The following is a 16,418-nucleotide window of genomic DNA, read 5'->3' as shown; positions in this document are numbered from 1 at the left end:
CCGAGAAAGATTGAACATAAAGGGAAGACAATGGCAGAAATCTCAATCAGCCCCGACGTCATCCGTGACGCGCTGAAGGACTTCGTAGCTGCCTACGAGCCCACCGGCGCTGCGGCGACCGAGGTCGGCACGGTCGTCGACGCGGCCGACGGAATCGCGCACGTCGAGGGACTCCCCGGTGTGATGGCCAACGAACTCGTCCGCTTCGCGGACGGCACCGAAGGTCTTGCGCTCAACCTGGACGAGCACGAGATCGGTGTCGTCGTGTTGGGCGACTTCTCGGGCATTGAAGCTGGTCAGCAGGTCACCCGCACCGGTGAGGTGCTCTCGGTGGCTGTCGGCGACGGCTACCTCGGTCGTGTTGTCGACCCGCTCGGCAACGCCATCGACGGCCTCGGCGAGATCGCGACAACCGGCCGTCGTGCTCTCGAGCTGCAGGCACCCGGCGTGATGCAGCGCAAGAGTGTGCACGAGCCCATGCAGACTGGCATCAAGGCCATCGACGCGATGATCCCCGTTGGTCGTGGTCAGCGCCAGCTCATCATCGGTGACCGCCAGACGGGTAAGACGGCGATTGCGATCGACACCATCATCAACCAGAAGGCCAACTGGGAGTCGGGCGACGTCAACAAGCAGGTGCGTTGCATCTACGTCGCCATCGGTCAGAAGGGTTCGACCATCGCTTCGGTGAAGGGCGCGCTCGAGGAAGCCGGCGCCATGGAGTACACCACCATCGTGGCTGCTCCCGCATCCGACCCCGCTGGCTTCAAGTACCTCGCGCCGTACACCGGCTCGGCGATTGGTCAGCAGTGGATGTACGAGGGCAAGCACGTCCTCATCATCTTCGATGACCTGTCGAAGCAGGCCGAGGCCTACCGTGCCGTTTCGCTCCTCCTGCGCCGCCCGCCGGGTCGTGAGGCATACCCGGGTGACGTCTTCTACCTGCACTCGCGTCTGCTCGAGCGTTGCGCGAAGCTGTCCGACGAACTCGGTGCAGGTTCGATGACCGGTCTGCCGATCATCGAGACGAAGGCCAACGACGTGTCGGCGTACATTCCGACCAACGTGATCTCGATCACCGACGGTCAGATCTTCCTTCAGTCCGACCTGTTTAACGCGAACCAGCGTCCCGCGGTCGACGTGGGTATCTCGGTCTCGCGTGTGGGTGGTGACGCTCAGGTCAAGTCGATCAAGAAGGTGTCCGGAACGTTGAAGCTCGAGCTGGCGCAGTACCGCTCGCTCGAAGCATTCGCAATGTTCGCGTCCGACCTCGACGCGGCATCGCGTCGCCAGCTCGCCCGTGGCGCGCGTCTGACCGAGCTGCTCAAGCAGCCGCAGTACAGCCCGTACCCCGTGGAGGAGCAGGTCGTCTCGATCTGGGCCGGTACCAACGGCAAGCTCGACTCGATCGAGGTTGAGGATGTGCTCGACTTCGAGCGTGAGCTGCTCGACTACCTGCGTCGCAACACCACGATCCTCGACACGCTGCGCGACACCAACGTCCTCGACGACGACACGGTGGCGGCGCTGAGCGCGAAGACCGACGAGTTCATTCTCGAGTTCCAGGCCGGTAAGGGCCAGGCGATCTCGAAGCCCGGCCACGAAGAGGTCGCGGCGGCTGAGGCTGCGGATGTGAACCAGGAGAAGATCGTCAAGGGCCGCCGCTAAGGCGCGGTCGGGCAGGAACCATGGGCGCACAACTCCGGGTCTACAAGCAGAAGATCAACTCTGCACAGACCACCAAGAAGATCACGAAGGCGATGGAACTCATCGCTGCCTCGCGCATCCAGAAGGCGATGACGCGCGTCCGCGCGTCGTCGCCCTTCGCCCGCGCCGTGACTCGTGCCGTCTCCGCAGTGGCGACGCACTCGAACACTGACCACCCGCTCACGCAGGAGCGCGAGACGATCCACCGCTCGGCGGTTGTGATCTTCACGTCGGATCGCGGTCTGGCTGGGGCGTTCAACTCGCAGATTTTGCGAGAGGGACTTCAGTTGGCGGAGCTTCTGCGGCAGCAGGGCAAGGAGCCGGTGTTCTACCTGGTCGGACGCAAGGCCGTCGGGTACTTCCAGTTCCGTCGCATGCAGAGTGCCGCGGAGTGGACGGGTGACACGGACACCCCCCACTTCTCTACCGCGGAAGAGATCGCAGCCGTCCTTCTGGAGGCCTACGATCGCGGCGGTGTTGACGGGGGAGTGGACGAGATCAACCTCGTCTACAACCGTTTTGTCAGCATGATGACGCAGTCGCCTGAAACGGTCCGACTGCTTCCGCTGGAGGTCGTGGAGTCCGACGCAGAAGACACGTCGGCGCAGATTTACCCGCTGTACGAGTTCGAACCGGACGCCGAAACAGTGCTTGACGCACTGCTGCCGGTGTACATCCAGAGCCGTGTCTTCAACGCACTCCTTCAGTCATCGGCAGCCAAGCACGCCGCGACGCAGAAGGCGATGAAGTCTGCCTCGGACAACGCCGACAAGCTCATCACCGACTACACCCGCCTGCGCAACAACGCGCGTCAGGCCGAGATCACGCAGCAGATCGCCGAGATCGTCGGCGGCGCCGACGCACTGGCATCGGGCAAGTAGAAACACGAAAGAGAAGAAGCCATGAGCCTCACCGAAGAGAAGACCGTGTCCACGGGCGTCGGGCGTGTTGCCCGCGTGACTGGACCCGTCGTCGACATCGAGTTCCCGCACGACTCGATTCCCGACATCTACAACGCGCTCAAGACGACCATCACGATCGATGGTGAGTCCAACGAGATCACGCTCGAGGTCGCACAGCACCTCGGCGATGACCTCGTGCGCGCCATTTCGCTCAAGCCGACTGACGGTGTCGTCCGCGGGCAGGAAGTCCGCGACACCGGGGGGCCCATCACGGTGCCCGTCGGCGACGTGACCAAGGGCAAGGTGTTCAACGTCATCGGCGAGGTGCTCAACGCAGCACCCGACGAGAAGATCGAGATCACCGAGCGCTGGGGTATCCACCGCAAGGCCCCGAACTTCGACCAGCTCGAGTCGAAGACGCAGATGTTCGAGACCGGCATCAAGGTCATCGACCTGCTTACGCCCTACGTGCTGGGTGGAAAGATCGGTCTGTTCGGTGGCGCCGGTGTTGGCAAGACCGTGCTCATCCAGGAGATGATCCAGCGCGTGGCGCAGGACCACGGTGGTGTGTCGGTGTTCGCTGGTGTCGGTGAGCGCACCCGTGAGGGCAACGACCTCATCCACGAAATGGAAGAGGCTGGCGTCTTCGACAAGACCGCGCTTGTCTTCGGCCAGATGGACGAGCCGCCGGGGACGCGTCTTCGCGTCGCCCTGTCGGCACTCACGATGGCCGAGTACTTCCGCGACGTGCAGAAGCAGGACGTGCTGTTGTTCATCGACAACATCTTCCGTTTCACGCAGGCCGGTTCCGAGGTCTCCACGCTGCTCGGTCGCATGCCCTCCGCCGTGGGTTACCAGCCCAACCTGGCAGACGAGATGGGTGTTCTGCAGGAGCGCATCACCTCGACGCGCGGTCACTCGATCACGTCTCTGCAGGCCATCTACGTGCCCGCCGACGACTACACCGACCCCGCTCCCGCGACCACGTTCGCACACTTGGATGCCACGACCGAGCTCTCGCGTGAGATCGCGTCGAAGGGTCTGTACCCGGCCGTCGACCCGCTGACGTCGACGAGCCGCATCCTGGACCCGCGTTACATCGGTGCCGACCACTACCGCGTGGCGACCGCTGTGAAGCAGATCCTGCAGAAGAACAAGGAACTCCAGGAGATCATCGCGATCCTCGGTGTCGACGAACTGTCCGAAGAGGACAAGATCGTCGTGTCCCGCGCGCGTCGTATCCAGCAGTTCCTGTCGCAGAACACCTACATGGCGAAGAAGTTCACCGGTGTCGAGGGCTCGACGGTCCCGATCAAGGAAACCATCGAATCGTTCGACGCGATCGTCAAGGGCGACTTCGACCACGTTGCCGAGCAGGCCTTCTTCAACGTCGGTGGTATCTCCGACGTCGAAGAGAAGTGGGCTCAGATCCAGAAGGAGAACGACTGACATGTCGTCGCTCAACGTGAGCCTGGTCTCCGCGGATGCGGAGGTCTGGTCCGGTGAGGCGTCGCTCGTCGTCGCGAAGACCGTGATGGGTGAAATCGGCCTCATGCCCGGGCATGAGCCGTTGCTGGCGATCCTGGCCGAAGGCCAGGTGCGCATCACCCAGGCCTCGGGCGAGAAGATCGTCGCGAACGCTCAGGACGGATTCCTCTCGATGGAGGGCAACGAACTCACCATCGTGGCGGGCAACGCGGCGCTCATCGCCTGACAGAACCTCTCGTTTCGATCGGCCAGTCCCTTGGGGCTGGCCGATCGGCGTATGTACGGACACTGAGATGCTGATACTCCTTCCCCCCTCTGAGACCAAGCGTGACGGCGGTCGTCGGGTACCGCTCGACATGACGTCGTGGCACTACCCGTCACTTGCGGGCGCGCGTTCGGTCACCGTCGACGCCCTCGTCGAGTTGGCGAGCGATGAGGACGCGTGCCGCCGCGTTCTGCGTCTGGGGCCCTCACAGGCGGGCGAGGTGGCGGTGAACGCTGCATTGCGCACGTCGCCCACGATGCCGGCGATCGATCGGTACACGGGTGTGCTGTACGACGCGCTCGACGCGAGCAGTCTCGACGCTCCTGCGCGTCGGTGGCTCGGTGCCCACGTGCGCGTTCACTCTGCGCCCTTCGGCCTGGTGGGTGCACTTGATGCTATTCCGCGGTACCGGTTGGGTGCCGGTGTGTCGTTGCCTGGCCTTGGGTCTGCAGCGCGCGTGTGGCGGGATGCCACGACGGCCGCGCTGGGCGCCGAAGCGTCGCGGTTCATTCTGGATCTGCGATCAGAGGCCTACGTCGCGTTGGGCCCGGTCCCGGCCGCGACGCCGTCCGCCTACGTGCGGGTGGTGACGGAGTCGGCTGACGGGGCGGTGCGCGCGATGAACCACTTCAACAAGCACGCCAAGGGTGCCCTCGTGCGCGCGCTTGCGATGTCTCGCCCGCGGGTATCGACGCGCGCCGGCTTCCATCGGTGGGCAGAGGAAGCGGGTTGGCGCACACGCGACAACGACCGCGGCGAAGTCGAGCTCTTCGCCTGACACCGCCGCGGAGAATCCGGGGGAAAGCCCCCGGATTCGTGTTTTGGGCTGACACGCTACGGGGCGCATCGCTAGCATGTGAGGCACGGGGCGCCGGCCCCGTCGCACGCGTGGCGTAGACCGCGCACGTCTGGGAGGTCTTCCGATGGAATACGACTATGGATATGGGGGACTGGTCGCGCTCTGGCTGGTCTTGATCCCACTGCTTCTGATCTTCGCGCTTGCCGGGTACATCATCGGCGCCATTTTCTTGATGAAGCTGTTTGAGAAAGCAGGCGTTCAGGGGAAGTGGCGGGCGTGGGTTCCCGTGTACAACACGATGATCTTCGCGAAGCTCGGAGATCTGTCGCCGTGGGTCATGCTGGGCGCCGTTGCGGCGTCCGCTTTGCTGGGGCAGATTCCCGCCATCGGGTGGATTCTGTCGTTGGCTGCCGTCGCCGCCGGCGTCATGGCCGGTTGGCGCATCGGGCTGAAGCTCTCGAAGGACTGGCCATTGCTTCTGCTGTGGATCATCCCCGGCATCGGAACCTTGATTTGGCTGGGTATTCTCGCGTTCGGCCGATCGACCTGGAACCCGAGTGTCGCACCTGCGCCCTGGGCGAACTCGTTCCTGAAAGACACCACGGTGTGGGACGGCATCCCTGTTCAGGCCGGCGCCGCGCCCGCTCCTGGTGCATATCCGCCCCCTGCCGGTGCATACCCGCCGCCGGCTCCGGGCGCATATCCTCCGGCGGCAGCAAATCAGCCTCCCGCGCCGCCGGCGGCTCCTCCGGTCTATCAGCCGCCCGCCGCCGAGCCGCCGGTCGCACCGCCACCGGCAGCAGAGCCGCCTTCGACGTCGCCCGCCACGGAGCCGCCCGCCACCGAGCCTCCGGCGAACGAGCCACCGAAGGCATGATGTGACCGAATGCCCCTCGCCCACGGCGAGGGGCATTCGACGTGAGGGCCTCGGGTCGCGGTAGCGTGAGGGTATGAGCGAAGCCGTCGAAGTTCCTCTGCGCCGTGTCGGAGAATCGGGTTTGACCGTTTCGGCGATCGGATTGGGCTGCAACAACTTCGGGCGCACCGGGACTCGGTCCGAAAGCCTGGATGGCACACGGGCGGTCCTCGATGCCGCCATCGATTCGGGTGTGACATTCCTGGACACCGCTGACATGTACGGCAAGGATCCGGGGCTGTCTGAGACTCTCATGGGGGAAGCGCTCGTGGGGCGTCGGGATCGCGTGACGATCGCGACAAAGTTCGGACACTTCGGCCGTGACATGGGGTATCCACCCTCTGGCGCGAAGGCTTCCCGCGGCTACGTGCGGCGTGCGGTCGAAGGGTCGCTCACCCGGCTGCGTACGGAGTGGATCGACCTCTACCAATTGCACACTCCGGACCCGCACACGCCGATTGACGAGACTCTGAGCGTGCTCGGCGACCTGGTGCGTGAGGGGAAGGTGCGCTACGTCGGGCATTCGAATCTGTCAGGTTGGCAGATCGCGGAAGCGCACTACGTGGCAGCGGCACGTCATGAGGTGCCGTTCATCTCGGCGCAGAATCACTACAGCCTGTTGGCACGCGCGGCGGAGCGTGAAGTCCTCCCTGCGGTCAGCCGGTTCGGCCTGGGGTTCTTCCCGTTCTTCCCTCTGCACAACGGCCTCCTCACCGGAAAGTTCACGCGCGAGCACGCGCCGGAGGACTCCCGGATTTCTCGCCAGCGGCCCCACGTGTGGCAGGACGCACCATGGGATGCGCTCGATGCCTACCGCGCATTCTGCGATTCGCGCGGGATCACCATGCTGCAAGCCACGTACGGCTGGCTCCTCGCACAACCGTCGATATCGAGCGTGATCGCCGGCGCTACGAGCGCAGACCAGGTGCGCGCCAACGCCGCCGCGGCGACGGCGTGGACGCCCACCTCGGAGGAACTGAGCGAGATCGACGCTCTCTTCCCGCTGCCTGAGGATCCCGGCGCCAAGGTCTGATCTCGCGCGATCTGGCGCGGCGCGTTTGTTCGATGTCCGACAACGGGCGTAACGTCTGTGTGCGCGCAAACCGCAGTGGCGGAGCACACGCGCGCGAGAAAGGATAGCCGTGCTCGGCACTCTCCTCGTTCGCTACCTCAGACCCGCATGGCCCCTGATCGTTGCCGTGGTCATTTTTCAACTCGCGCAGTCGATTGCCTCGCTGCTCTTGCCGACGCTGAATGCCGACATCATCGACAACGGCGTCGTCACCGGCGACATCCCCTACATTTGGTCGACCGGCGGTGTCATGCTGGCGATCAGCGTCGTTCAGGTCATATGCGCCATCGTTGCCGTGTACTTCGGATCGCGTCTTGCGATGGGAATGGGACGGGACCTGCGCAGTGACCTGTTTCACCGGGTGGTCGCATTCTCTCAGCGAGAGGTGGGCCAGTTCGGCCCGCCGTCACTGATCACGCGGAACACCAACGATGTTCAGCAGGTGCAGATGCTCGTGCAGGTGTCGGCGACCCTCATGATCTCGGCGCCGATGCTGGCCATCGGAGGCGTGATCATGGCGGTACAGCAGGACGCGGGACTCTCGTGGCTGATGGCAGTCGCGATCCCGATCCTGCTCATCATCGTCGGCTTGATCGTCTGGCGAATGGTCCCGGCATTCACTCAAATGCAGAAGCGCATCGACCGGGTCAACCAGATCATGAGAGAGCAGCTCACCGGGATCCGCGTGGTGCGCGCATTCGTGCGGGAGGGCGAGGAACGCACGCGATTCACGGCGGCCAGTGATGACGTGATGGACACCGCACTGCGGGCGGGAAACCTGATGGCACTGATGTTCCCCGCCGTCATGCTGGTCATGAACGTCTCGAGCGTTGCCGTGATCTGGTTCGGGGCATTCGAGGTTCAGAACAGCGGCGTCGAGATCGGCACGCTCTTCGCCTTTCTCACGTACCTGATGCAGATTCTGATGGGCGTGATGATGGCCACGTTCATGTTTGTGATGATTCCTCGCGCCGCGGTCTGCGCGAACCGTATCGGCGAAGTGCTCGACACGGCCCCGTCCGTGGCCGCGCCCCTCGCGGCATCCTCCACTCCCATTGTGCAGGGACGCATCGAGTTCCGCGACGTCGACTTTGCCTACCCGGGCGCTGACGATGCGGTTCTCCACGGCATCAGCTTCACCGTTGAGCCGGGCACGACCACCGCGATCATCGGGTCCACTGGCGCGGGGAAGTCCACTCTGATCGGCCTGGTGCCGCGATTGTTCGACGTCACTTCGGGTTCGGTGACCATCGACGGCGTGGATGTCCGGGAGTATGACCCGGACGAGCTCTGGCGGCGCATCGGACTTGTCCCGCAGCGGGCATTTCTGTTCTCGGGCACGATTGCCGACAATCTCCGCTATGGACGCAGCGACGCCTCGGACGACGAGTTGTGGCGCGCGCTCGAGATCGCGCAAGGACGCGACTTCGTCGAGGAGTTGCCCGAGGGACTCGACGCGCCGATCGCACAGGGCGGCACCAACGTGTCGGGTGGCCAGCGCCAGCGCTTGGCGATTGCGCGGGCACTTGTGAAGCAGCCAGCCGTGTACGTGTTCGATGACTCTTTCTCAGCCCTGGATCTGCGGACGGATGCCGCGCTCCGCCGAGCTTTGGACCGGCAACTTCCCGACGCTACCCGACTGGTTGTTGCGCAGCGAGTGTCGACTGTGCAGGGCGCCGATCAAATCGTGGTGCTTGATCACGGGCGCATGGTGGGCCTGGGCACACACGAGGAGTTGGTCGAGTCGTGTGAGACTTACCGCGAGATCGTCGAATCCCAGCTCGCGGCGGAGGAGGCGGCATGAGCGGCAACAACACGGCACCCGCTCGCGGCCCGGGAGGCGGCCGAGGGCCCGGTAGCACCAACCTCGCTCCCGTTTCCAAGGCGCAGAACTTCGGCCCCAGCGCGAAGCGGCTCCTCGGGACACTGCGCACGGATCTCCCGCAGGTGATCCTCGTCCTCGTGCTTGGTGTGCTTTCCGTCGGGCTGTCCGTCACCGGACCCAAGCTTCTCGGTGAGGGCACGAACATCGTCTTCGCGGGCTTCGTGTCGTTGCAGGTGCCGGCGAACGCAACGAAAGCCGAAGTGATCGCAGGTCTCGAAGCTGCCGGCCAGCAGGAGCAGGCCGACATGCTGTCGGCGATGGACTTCACTCCCGGCGCGGGAATCGACTTCTCGTCGCTGGCGTGGATCCTGGCGTTCGTCCTTGCCGTGTATGTCTTCGCAGCACTGTTCGGATGGCTCCAGGCTCGGATTCTCAACGGCATCGTTCAGCGAGCGATGCATCGCCTGCGGTTGCAGGTGGAAGAGAAGGTGCACCGTCTTCCGCTGTCCTACTTCGATCGCGTACAACGAGGCGAGTTGCTCAGCCGGGTCACGAACGACGTCGACAACATCGGTCAGACGATGCAGCAGACCCTGTCTCAGGTGGTGGTATCGCTCCTGACGGTGGTGGGCGTGATGGTGATGATGTTCATCATCTCTCCGCTTCTCGCGGTGATTGCGCTGGTGACGATCCCGGTGACGATCCTGATCACCGTTCTGGTCGCGCGGCGGTCGCAGAAGCTCTTCGTTGCCCAGTGGAAGAGCACGGGCATCCTCAACGCACGCGTCGAGGAGACGTACTCGGGGCACGCGATCGTGAAGACCTTCGGGCACCAGCGAGAAGCAGAAGAAGCATTCCGCGCTGAGAACGAAGAACTCTACAAGGCGAGTTTCGGCGCTCAGTTCATCTCGGGCATCATCATGCCTTCGATGATGTTCGTCGGCAATCTCTCGTACGTCGCGATCGCGGTTGTGGGCGGATTGCAGGTTGCGGGCGGCCTGATCTCGATCGGAGACGTGCAAGCGTTCATCCAGTACTCTCGGCAGTTCACGCAGCCCCTCAGCCAACTCGGGTCGATGGCGAATTTGCTGCAATCGGGCGTGGCCAGCGCCGAGCGTGTCTTCGAACTGCTCGATGAACCGGAGCAGGAGCCCGACGCAGCCGAACCGGAGACGGCAGCGGCCGACGCTGGTCGCTTGACGTTCGAGGACGTGGCATTCCGGTACGTGGCCGACAAGCCGCTCATCGACTCGCTGTCGCTCGAGGCTACGCCCGGAAGCACCGTCGCCATTGTGGGACCCACCGGCGCCGGCAAGACGACACTGGTGAACCTCATCATGCGCTTCTACGATGTGGACTCCGGTCGAATCTTGTTGGACGGAGTCGACACGCAGGCGATGACGCGCGATGACTTACGTGCACGCACCGGGATGGTCCTGCAGGATACGTGGCTCTTCTCAGGCACGATTCGGGAGAACATCGCATACGGTCGGCCCGGGGCGACGGAGGAAGAGCTCATCGCTGCGGCGACCGCGGCATACGTCAACCGTTTCGTCCATGCCCTCCCAGACGGGTACGACACGATGCTCGACGACGATGCGACCAACCTCAGCGTCGGTGAGCGGCAGCTGGTCACCATCGCTCGTGCCTTCCTCGCCGACCCGCGCATCCTGATCCTGGACGAAGCGACGAGTTCGGTCGACACTCGCACCGAACTCTTGATCCAGCGGGCGATGTCACGCCTCCGCGCGGATCGCACCGCGTTCGTGATCGCTCACCGGTTGTCGACGATTCGCGACGCGGACCTCATCCTTGTGATGGAGAGCGGCGCAATCGTGGAGCAGGGCACGCACGACGAGTTGCTTCAGGCCCGCGGCGCGTACTGGCGGCTGTACAACGCCCAGTTCGAAGCCGCCATGGAGGAGGACCCTCCCACGGGTGCGCTCGACATCGTTGCCGGAGCCGTGGGCACGCCGGACGACGTCACAGACCAGGGAGGCGAAGACGTACCCACTAGGATGTGAGGACGCGCGGCGTCGACTGGCGTTGCGGCAGTGACCACTGAGGGGGAGGAACACGGCATGCCCGAAGTGTCCACCCACTCCGCCTCTGTCGAGACTGCCAGAGGACCGGTTCACCTGAATTGGGCATCCGTCACAGACACGGGCAAGCGTCGCGAGGTGAACCAGGACGCAGTCTTCGCGGAGTACCCGCTCTTCGTCGTCGCAGACGGCATGGGTGGGCACGTCGGCGGTGAGATTGCGAGCGCGAGCACGATCGAGCGGTTGAAAGCCGTTGCGGCCGCGGGGGCAGTCACTCCCAAAGCCATCGAGAAGGCACTCACGCTGGCGGTCAGAGATATCGCCGCACATCCGGAGGCGACCGATGACGGCACGGGAACGACCGTCACCGGTGTCTACTTGGATTCTGTCGACACGCAACCGCACTGGGTCACTCTGAACATCGGCGACTCTCGTGTGTATCTAGTACGCGACGGCGCAATCGTCCAGATCACCACTGACCATTCCGTTGTGCAGGAGCTGATCGCGTCGGGGCGGCTCAGCCCGGAAGAGGCCGAGAACCACCCGTATGGCAACGTGATCACTCGCGCTGTCGGCCCCACAGACGGCGTCACGCCCGACTACGTCAAGCTCGACATCGTCGACGGGGATCGTTTCGTGGTGTGTTCCGATGGTCTCACCAAGGAGCTCACTGACTACGGCATCCGGCACTTTCTCGAAGAGAACACCGACCCCGCCGACGCGGTCGATGCGATGTTGAGCGCCGCGCTGGAGAACGGTGGCCGCGACAACATCACCATCATCGTTCTCGATGTCACCACGTCGGCGGACGCGTCCGACGACTGAGCAGGCTCCTCCCCAACGCGCCGTACGCGGCGTGTTATCCACAGCGGCAACGGACTCCCGATCATCGGTTCCCGTCTCCGCTGAACTGGGCGGGTGCCTCCTTCGTTCCCTCCCGCTCCCGCCGGACATCGTGCGTCTTCGTTGACGTTCGACGCGCTGGTACACGATGATCACGAGGATGAGATCCTCGCCCTGCCAGAGCCGTGGACGGCGCCGCCGCGACCGCCGCTGCCGCTGATCGCTTCCATCGTTCCGCTGATCGGCGCCGTGGTGCTGTGGGTCGTGACGGGTTCGCCGATGATGCTGTGGTTTGCGCTCCTGGGCCCATTGATCGCGGTAGCGGCGCAGGTGGATGCGGCACGGGGCGCGCGGCGGGGAAGGCGAAGAGCTGAAGCGGATGCCGCGACCCGCCGCGCCGAGATTGAAGCCTGTATCGAACGTCGGCACGTGCACGAGCGCCGCCGTCAGTGGGCTCACCACCCCGACATCGCGGCGATCGCGGCCGATGACGCAGAGATTTGGCGCGCGACGCCCGAGCGCGCAGACGTTTTCGTGATTGGCCGTGGTGCGGTACCGAGCTCTGTCCGCACGAGCGGGGGCGGCAGCGATCCGGACTCCCTTCGGCTGCGTCAACGCGCAAGCTCGCTGGCGGACGCACCCGTCCTAGCATCGACTCGCGGGGGAGCGGTGGTGCTCGGGCCGGACCCTCTTGCGGCTGCCGTTCTCCGAGCGTGGGTGATGCAGGTGTGCGCGATCGTGCCGCCCGACGTCCTCCGCATCACGGCTGATCTTTCCGGGGAGCATTCGTGGGCCGCACATCTTCCTCACTGCGATCCGCGATTCCACGCGCAGCGGACGCTTGCCTTGGTCTCACCCGGCGGTGCCGTGCCGGACGCCGACATCGTGTTCGCTCGTGCGCGGCCAGGTGATCCGCTCCCGCCCCGATGCGCCGCCGTGGTCACCGCCCGTGAACCGCGCGTGGCCTGGCTGGAAGCAGCGGGCAGTCGAATATCTCTCTCGCTTGAGGCGCTGAGCGCAGAGCAAGCGGGCGCCTTCGCGCGGGTCCTCGACCAGCGAGCTGAGCTCACGTGGGCAGGGGACGTCGGCGGCGCGGCACCGGTGATGCTTGGCGATGTGCTGGCGGAGGGCTCCCGCGCTGCATCCGGAACACTTGCTGCAGCACTGGGGCGCGGCGAGGAGGGCGTGCTCGTCCTCGACCTGGTGAGCGACGGCCCTCATGCCGTGGTGGCCGGTGTCACCGGCTCCGGGAAGAGCGAACTGCTGATCACATGGGTCCTTTCCCTCAGTGCGACGTACTCCACCGCCGAGGTGAACTTTCTCCTGGCGGACTTCAAGGGCGGGACTGCGTTCGACTGCCTGATCGACGTGCCACACGTGACGGGTGTGATCACCGACCTCGACGGTACGGGAGCACGCAGGGCGATTGAGAGCTTGCGCGCCGAGGTACGGTGGCGTGAGGCGGTTATCGCTCGCGCCGGGGCACGAGATGTGCGCGACCCTCGGGTCGAGCTCGCGCGACTCGTGGTCGTGGTCGACGAGTTCGCCGCTCTGCTGGGCGACCATCCTGAACTGCATGCCGTGTTCACAGATGTGGCCGCGCGCGGTCGAGCACTCGGCATCCATTTGATCCTCGGCACTCAGCGCATCACAGGAGTCGTGCGAGACAACCTTCTGGCGAACTGCCCGCTACGTGTGAGTTTGCGTGTGACCGACCCGGCAGATAGCCGCGCGATTCTCGGGGTGGAGGATGCCGCCGCGCTGCCGGGCGGGGAATCCGGCCGCGGCCGCGCCCTCGTCCGCCGTGCGGCAGACGTTCGGTGCCACAGCCTTCGTGTCGCGCTGTCCCACCAGGCGGACGTCGACGCGGTACGAGACCGGGGCGGTGCGCAACCCAAGCGCCCGTGGCTGCCCGAGTTGCCACGTGAGGTGTCCCTCGCTGAGCTGCGCACGCGCTTTCCCGATGCCCCCGGCATCCTCCTGGGCCTGGCCGACGAGCCCGCGCGTCAACACCAGGGGCCAGTCGGCGTGGACGTCACCGATCGGGGCATCCTGTTCCTCGGTGCGCCGGCAAAGGGCAAATCGAACGCGCTCGCACTGGTCGCGTCGCAGGCGCCCGGCGACGTCGTGTGGGTGCCGCGCTCGGCCGAACACACATGGGATGTTCTATCCGAACTCGTCGATCGTCCTCCCGCGAGCGGAACGATGGTGGTCATCGATGACCTCGACACGATTCCTCCCCGGTTCGGCGCGGAGTACGCACCGGCAGTGGTAGAGCTCCTCGAAGAGGTGGTCCGAGGAGCGGGAGGGCGGGGACAGCTCGTCGTTGCCAGCGCACAGCGCCTCACGGGAGCCATCGCGCGCGTCGCCGATCTGTTTCCGCACCGCGTGATCCTGCCTATGGCCTCGCGCGGCGAGCACCTGGCGGCGGGAGGGGAAGCCGAGCACTACGCGCCGGACGCGCCCCCCGGCCGCGCGATTCACCGAGGCGTGCCGATACAGGTGGCGCGTAGCGCACCTCGGGAGCGCACTGAGTCGGTCGCGTTGCCGTTCCCGGAATGGTCACCAGAAGGTCTGCTGACCGGTTTCGTGGCGCGCAGGTCGCCCGCCGCGAGACAGGCGCTCAGCCAGTGGCAACGTCATGGTGTGATCGTGTGCGGCGTCGACGATTACGCGCAGCGGGCTGAGGTCTCCGATGAGCGCGTGCTGGTGGTCGGTGAGCCGGATGAGTGGCAACGTCATTGGCGACTTTTGACAGAGCTTCGGGGCGAGCACGACTTCGTGATCGATGCGTCCTGCGCACCCGAGTTCCGTTTGCTTGCGGGGCAACGCGCTCTTCCCCCGTTCCTTGAGGCAGGTCGAGGTCGGGCCTGGCTGCTGCGGGCGGGAGCTGACGCGAAGCGGATCGTCCTGCCCACAGACTGATCTGGGTCACACTGTCGTTCGGGGGCCGTTGACCGCCGACGGGCATGCACATAACGTCATCACGTGGCCACATCACCTATTGACCTCGACCGCACCGGTGGCAAGGGACTCGCGACCGGAACGCTCGGGCTGTGGGGTTCCACCGTGATCGGCTTGGCATCGACCGCGCCCGTCTACTCGCTGGTCGCCACCCTTGGATGGGTCGTGCTGGCGGTCGGCGCGCAGGCACCCATTGCGTTCGTGCTGGCATTCGTGCCGATGCTGTTCATCGCCTTTGCATATCGCGAGCTGAACAACGCGGTTCCCGATTGCGGTACCACTTTCACGTGGGGGACGAAGGCGTTCGGACCATGGGTGGGCTGGATGGGCGGCTGGGGCGTCGCGGTGGCAGGCATGGTGGTGCTGGCCAACCTGGCGCAGATCGCGGGGATCTACTTCTGGTCGTTGTTCGGCGATGGCACCTTGAGCGAGAACGTTCCGCTGGTCACCGGGACCGGCGTCGCCTTCATCGCCGCGATGACATGGGTGAGCTGGCGCGGCGTCGAGATCGGCGAGCGAGTGCAGAACATTCTGTTGGCGATCCAATACATCGCGCTCGCCATCTTCGTTGTGGCGGCGCTCTGGCAGTACTTCGACGGCTCCGCGCCCAATCCCACGGCATTCAGCTGGGAGTGGTTCAACCCGGCGGCGTTCACGGACTGGAGCGGGTTCACCGAGGCTGTTCTGCTCGCCCTGTTCATCTACTGGGGGTGGGACACGTGCCTGGCACTCAATGAAGAAACGAAGGACCCGAAGCGTATCCCCGGTCGCGCGGCGCTCTTGACCACGGTCATTCTGCTCTTCACGTACGTCACCGTCACCGTCACCGCCATGATGTATGCCGGCATCGGCGACGACGCCCTGGGACTCGGCAACGAAGCCAACGCAGACGACTTCTTCCTGGCGATCAAGGACGGATTGCTGGGTCCGTTCGGCTGGGTGCTCGTCGTCGCCGTACTCATCTCGGCTGTCTCTTCCACCCAGACGACCATTCTGCCGACGGCGCGCGGCACGCTGGCGATGGCGGCCTATCGCGCGCTCCCGCGCCGGTTCATGACGGTCCATCCGGTCTACCGCACGCCGTCGTTCTCCACGCTCGTGATGGGTATCGTTGCGAGTCTCTACTACATCGGCATGACGCTGATCAGTGACAACATCCTGCAGGACTCGATCCTCTCGCTGGGGCTGGCGATCGCGTTCTACTACGCGATCACCGGGTACTCGAGCGTGTGGTTCTTCCGCAAGGATCTCTTCCGATCGACGCGCGACTTCTTCTACAAGGGTCTGCTGCCGCTGCTGGGTGCCCTCATGTTGACCGGGGCGTTCGTGCAGTCGGCCATCGACATGTACGACGTCGACTACGGGTACACGGTGTTGTTCGGCATCGGCGGGACGTTCGTGCTCGGTGTCGGATCGCTGGCGGTCGGTGTGCTGCTCATGCTGCTGTGGTTCGCCTTCCCCGCCGCGCGGCCGTTCTTCCGCGGGGAGAGCCTCAACAGAGATACTCGCGTGCTCGTTCCCGAAGACGGCGCCCAGCTTCGCGACACCGGAGAGTCCCGCGGGTAGGTCGACCCGCGAGACGCTCCCCGACGCAG

The 16,418-nt window shown here is 65.0% G+C and carries 12 protein-coding genes; all 12 read left to right on the top strand.

Features of this window, described 5'->3' with window-relative positions; genetic code table 11:
- The first annotated feature begins 30 nt into the window (after nt 1-30).
- The 12 genes from atpA (at nt 31) to ON062_RS11160 (ending at nt 16,389) form a co-directional block, all read left to right on the top strand.
- Nucleotides 31-1,668: a F0F1 ATP synthase subunit alpha gene (gene atpA / locus ON062_RS11215; RefSeq protein ID WP_274647227.1), complete on the top strand. Its 1,638-nt coding sequence runs from the start codon at nt 31-33 to the stop codon at nt 1,666-1,668.
- A gap of 20 nt (nt 1,669-1,688) precedes the next feature.
- Entirely contained in the window at nt 1,689-2,588 is a 900-nt protein-coding gene (locus ON062_RS11210) for a F0F1 ATP synthase subunit gamma (RefSeq protein WP_274647226.1), read from the top strand.
- A gap of 21 nt (nt 2,589-2,609) precedes the next feature.
- A complete protein-coding gene (gene atpD / locus ON062_RS11205) occupies nt 2,610-4,058 on the top strand; it encodes a F0F1 ATP synthase subunit beta (RefSeq protein WP_274647225.1) in 1,449 nt (482 codons plus the stop codon).
- Between the two features lies 1 nt (nt 4,059).
- On the top strand, nt 4,060-4,323 hold the full coding sequence (locus tag ON062_RS11200) for a F0F1 ATP synthase subunit epsilon (protein WP_274647224.1): 264 nt from the start codon (nt 4,060-4,062) through the stop codon (nt 4,321-4,323).
- 67 nt (nt 4,324-4,390) lie between these two features.
- On the top strand, nt 4,391-5,140 hold the full coding sequence (locus ON062_RS11195) for a YaaA family protein (protein ID WP_274647223.1): 750 nt from the start codon (nt 4,391-4,393) through the stop codon (nt 5,138-5,140).
- A gap of 145 nt (nt 5,141-5,285) precedes the next feature.
- Nucleotides 5,286-6,038: a large exoprotein gene (locus ON062_RS11190; protein WP_274647222.1), complete on the top strand. Its 753-nt coding sequence runs from the start codon at nt 5,286-5,288 to the stop codon at nt 6,036-6,038.
- A gap of 73 nt (nt 6,039-6,111) precedes the next feature.
- Nucleotides 6,112-7,110 carry an aldo/keto reductase gene (locus tag ON062_RS11185; protein WP_274647221.1) on the top strand — a complete coding sequence of 333 codons (999 nt, stop codon included), beginning with the start codon at nt 6,112-6,114 and terminating at the stop codon, nt 7,108-7,110.
- Nucleotides 7,111-7,219: 109 nt separating this feature from the next.
- Entirely contained in the window at nt 7,220-8,953 is a 1,734-nt protein-coding gene (locus ON062_RS11180; protein ID WP_274647220.1) for an ABC transporter ATP-binding protein, read from the top strand.
- Complete coding sequence (locus tag ON062_RS11175; protein ID WP_274647219.1) at nt 8,950-10,998, top strand: ABC transporter ATP-binding protein; 2,049 nt, start codon at nt 8,950-8,952, stop codon at nt 10,996-10,998. The genes ON062_RS11180 and ON062_RS11175 overlap by 4 nt, the downstream gene beginning before the upstream one ends.
- Nucleotides 10,999-11,055: 57 nt before the next feature.
- Entirely contained in the window at nt 11,056-11,841 is a 786-nt protein-coding gene (locus ON062_RS11170) for a PP2C family serine/threonine-protein phosphatase (protein WP_274647218.1), read from the top strand.
- A gap of 93 nt (nt 11,842-11,934) precedes the next feature.
- Nucleotides 11,935-14,784 (top strand): FtsK/SpoIIIE domain-containing protein, encoded by a 2,850-nt coding sequence (locus ON062_RS11165; RefSeq protein ID WP_274647217.1) that lies wholly within the window; start codon nt 11,935-11,937, stop codon nt 14,782-14,784.
- A 63-nt stretch (nt 14,785-14,847) separates the two neighbouring features.
- A complete protein-coding gene (locus ON062_RS11160) occupies nt 14,848-16,389 on the top strand; it encodes an APC family permease (protein WP_274647216.1) in 1,542 nt (513 codons plus the stop codon).
- The last annotated feature ends 29 nt before the right edge of the window (nt 16,390-16,418 follow it).

Source organism: Microbacterium sp. C7(2022), from assembly GCF_028823665.1.
Lineage (GTDB): Bacteria > Actinomycetota > Actinomycetes > Actinomycetales > Microbacteriaceae > Microbacterium.
The sequence above is the reverse complement of the archived record's forward strand: the minus strand, read 5'-3'. Positions and strand labels throughout refer to the sequence as shown.

Bases quoted from the DNA above. Each gene is read 5' to 3' on its own strand.
- ON062_RS11210 (WP_274647226.1), top strand. From the start codon at position 1,689: ATGGGCGCACAACTCCGGGTCTACAAGCAGAAGATCAACTCTGCACAG.
- ON062_RS11185 (WP_274647221.1), top strand. From the start codon at position 6,112: ATGAGCGAAGCCGTCGAAGTTCCTCTGCGCCGTGTCGGAGAATCGGGT.
- atpD (WP_274647225.1), top strand. From the start codon at position 2,610: ATGAGCCTCACCGAAGAGAAGACCGTGTCCACGGGCGTCGGGCGTGTT.
- atpA (WP_274647227.1), top strand. From the start codon at position 31: ATGGCAGAAATCTCAATCAGCCCCGACGTCATCCGTGACGCGCTGAAG.
- ON062_RS11195 (WP_274647223.1), top strand. From the start codon at position 4,391: ATGCTGATACTCCTTCCCCCCTCTGAGACCAAGCGTGACGGCGGTCGT.
- ON062_RS11190 (WP_274647222.1), top strand. From the start codon at position 5,286: ATGGAATACGACTATGGATATGGGGGACTGGTCGCGCTCTGGCTGGTC.
- ON062_RS11200 (WP_274647224.1), top strand. From the start codon at position 4,060: ATGTCGTCGCTCAACGTGAGCCTGGTCTCCGCGGATGCGGAGGTCTGG.
- ON062_RS11175 (WP_274647219.1), top strand. From the start codon at position 8,950: ATGAGCGGCAACAACACGGCACCCGCTCGCGGCCCGGGAGGCGGCCGA.
- ON062_RS11170 (WP_274647218.1), top strand. From the start codon at position 11,056: ATGCCCGAAGTGTCCACCCACTCCGCCTCTGTCGAGACTGCCAGAGGA.